Genomic DNA, 2,017 nt, shown 5'->3' on the forward strand with positions numbered 1-2,017 from the left:
TGTTTAATCGATAATCAGGTATTTGGTCATCATCGTGATGAATTCCCCTGAGATGCCAGTGGGCTGAAGGGGGCTCCACTCGGAGATTTCCGCATAACGCAGCGCATATAGGGTATGCATGGTCTTAAATATGGCCTTACGTGATCCTTTCAAAATGTGCTTAACTGGGTATTTTTTTGGAGAAGGTTCCTGAGGAGTATTAGCGGGAGTAATCTCTTCAGGATTGTTGTTTTCGTTTGGGATAAACTCTTCAGTCATTGTCAAAACCTTTGCTTGAAGTTTATATTATAATAATAACGATTATAAATTATTTTGTCAAGGGGTTTTAGAATTTATTTTCTGAGGGGGTATTGAAAGAAAATGTACAGAATTGAGAATTGATAATTAAGAATTAAAAATTAAAATTGAGAACAGTTGCGTAGGGTGTGTTAGGGGCGGACTTGCCCTAATTTTTTGCTTTTTAGCCAGCCTTGGTATAGTCCGCCCCGTAACGCACCACCGGGTCAAACAGCCAAAGTAAAATTCACCAAAAAAAATGTTAGCGATCGCGTTTTTTTTAGGGAACAGGGAACAGGGAATAGGGAACAGGGAATAGGGAACAGAGGGGAATTTGGGAATGCGTTCGCTTTTAGCGTGACTTTCAGAGAATCGCATTTTTTTGATAAGTAATTTTATCGAAAGTATAGGTAATAGTAAATCGAAAAAGTAATTAATTTTGATAATTTTTTCCCTATTCCCTACTCCCGATATTTTCCTGTGTTAAACTATATATAGATTGGGTTTCAAGCATCTACTAGTTAATGCTATATAATTAACTGGAGGCTAATCCTTGACTAAATTAACCGGCTTGATCAAAATCTCAAGCCATCAGGACTCATTTGCCAAGGCAGATGTGGTGTTTGTTCACGGGCTGGGAGGGAATGCGATAAGCACGTGGCATCCTAAGGAAAAACGGGATGATGATGACTTCTGGCCAGTTTGGTTAGGAAACGATCAGCTAGGTCTTAATATCTGGTCTTTTGGGTATAACGCTGAAGGGACAAACTGGAAAAGCAACAGCAGTATGCCCCTTTTCGATCAAGCCAGTAATTTATTAGATTGGTTAGATATCCACGATATCGGCAAGCGTCCATTAGTATTTATTACTCACAGTATGGGCGGGCTTTTAGTCAAAAAAATGCTTAGCAGTGCTTTGACGTTTCAAGAGCAAGCTATTCTTGAACAGACTAAAGGGATTGTATTTATGGGTACTCCCCACACTGGGTCTCATCTAGCTAATTTAATTGATAATATTGGCGTTTTGACACAAGCCACAGTAAGTGTGGAGGAACTAAAAGCTCATCACCCTCAGTTACGGGAATTAAATGAGTGGTATCGAGAAAACGTTCGGAGTTTAGGAATTGCCACAAAGGTCTATTATGAAACCCAGCCTGTAAAAGGAATTTTGGTGGTAGACCCAGATAGTGCTAACCCAGGCATTGAAAAAGTTAAGCCGGTTGCCATAGAAAAGAACCATATTGACCTATGCAAACCAGAGTCTCAAAACAGTCAGGTCTATCTTGGTGTCAAGAAATTTATCAAAGAATGCCTCAAACTGATTCCAAGCGGAGGACCAACAGTATTAAAACAGTTTTCCTTTAAAGTAGTAACAGTTAACCCTAGAGGAAAAATAATCAAGCCAGAATCCCAGCAGCAAGCGCATTATTTCACTGAACATCTGGGAAATGGAGTAAACCTAGATATGGTGTCTATCCCAAAAGGAACGTTCTTAATGGGTTCCTCGAAAAGCGAGAGCTGGAGTGATTACAGGGAAAGACCTGTACACCAAGTAAGCATTCAACCCTTTTTCCTGGGGAAATATCAGGTAACCCAGGCGCAATGGAGAGCTGTGGTTAACAACCTCCCAAAAGTTAACCGGGACTTAGATCCAGACCCCTCTGAGTTTAAAGGAGATAATCGACCAGTAGAGCAAGTAAACTGGTTCGATGCAGTGGAATTTTGCGATCGCCTCTCTGAA

General features: G+C 40.5%; 3 protein-coding genes. 1 reads left to right on the plus strand and 2 read right to left on the minus strand.

All coding sequences use genetic code 11. The features are described 5' to 3' along the window. Window positions 1-3: 3 nt before the first annotated feature. Both F6K49_RS44010 and F6K49_RS44015 read right to left on the minus strand, forming a co-directional pair. Window positions 4-258, minus strand: coding sequence for a hypothetical protein (locus F6K49_RS44010; protein ID WP_293108163.1), 255 nt, complete (start codon window positions 256-258; stop codon window positions 4-6). Between the two features lie 126 nt (window positions 259-384). Further along, the gene (locus F6K49_RS44015; protein WP_293108168.1) at window positions 385-654 is read right to left on the minus strand and encodes a hypothetical protein; all 270 of its coding nucleotides are present in this window, start codon (window positions 652-654) and stop codon (window positions 385-387) included. A 175-nt stretch (window positions 655-829) separates the two neighbouring features. Here F6K49_RS44015 and F6K49_RS44020 point away from each other — a divergent pair. Beyond that, window positions 830-2,017, plus strand: a 1,188-nt coding sequence (locus tag F6K49_RS44020; RefSeq protein WP_293108172.1) for an SUMF1/EgtB/PvdO family nonheme iron enzyme, incomplete at its 3' end; no start/stop codon positions are given.

The organism is Moorena sp. SIO3I6, assembly GCF_010672095.1.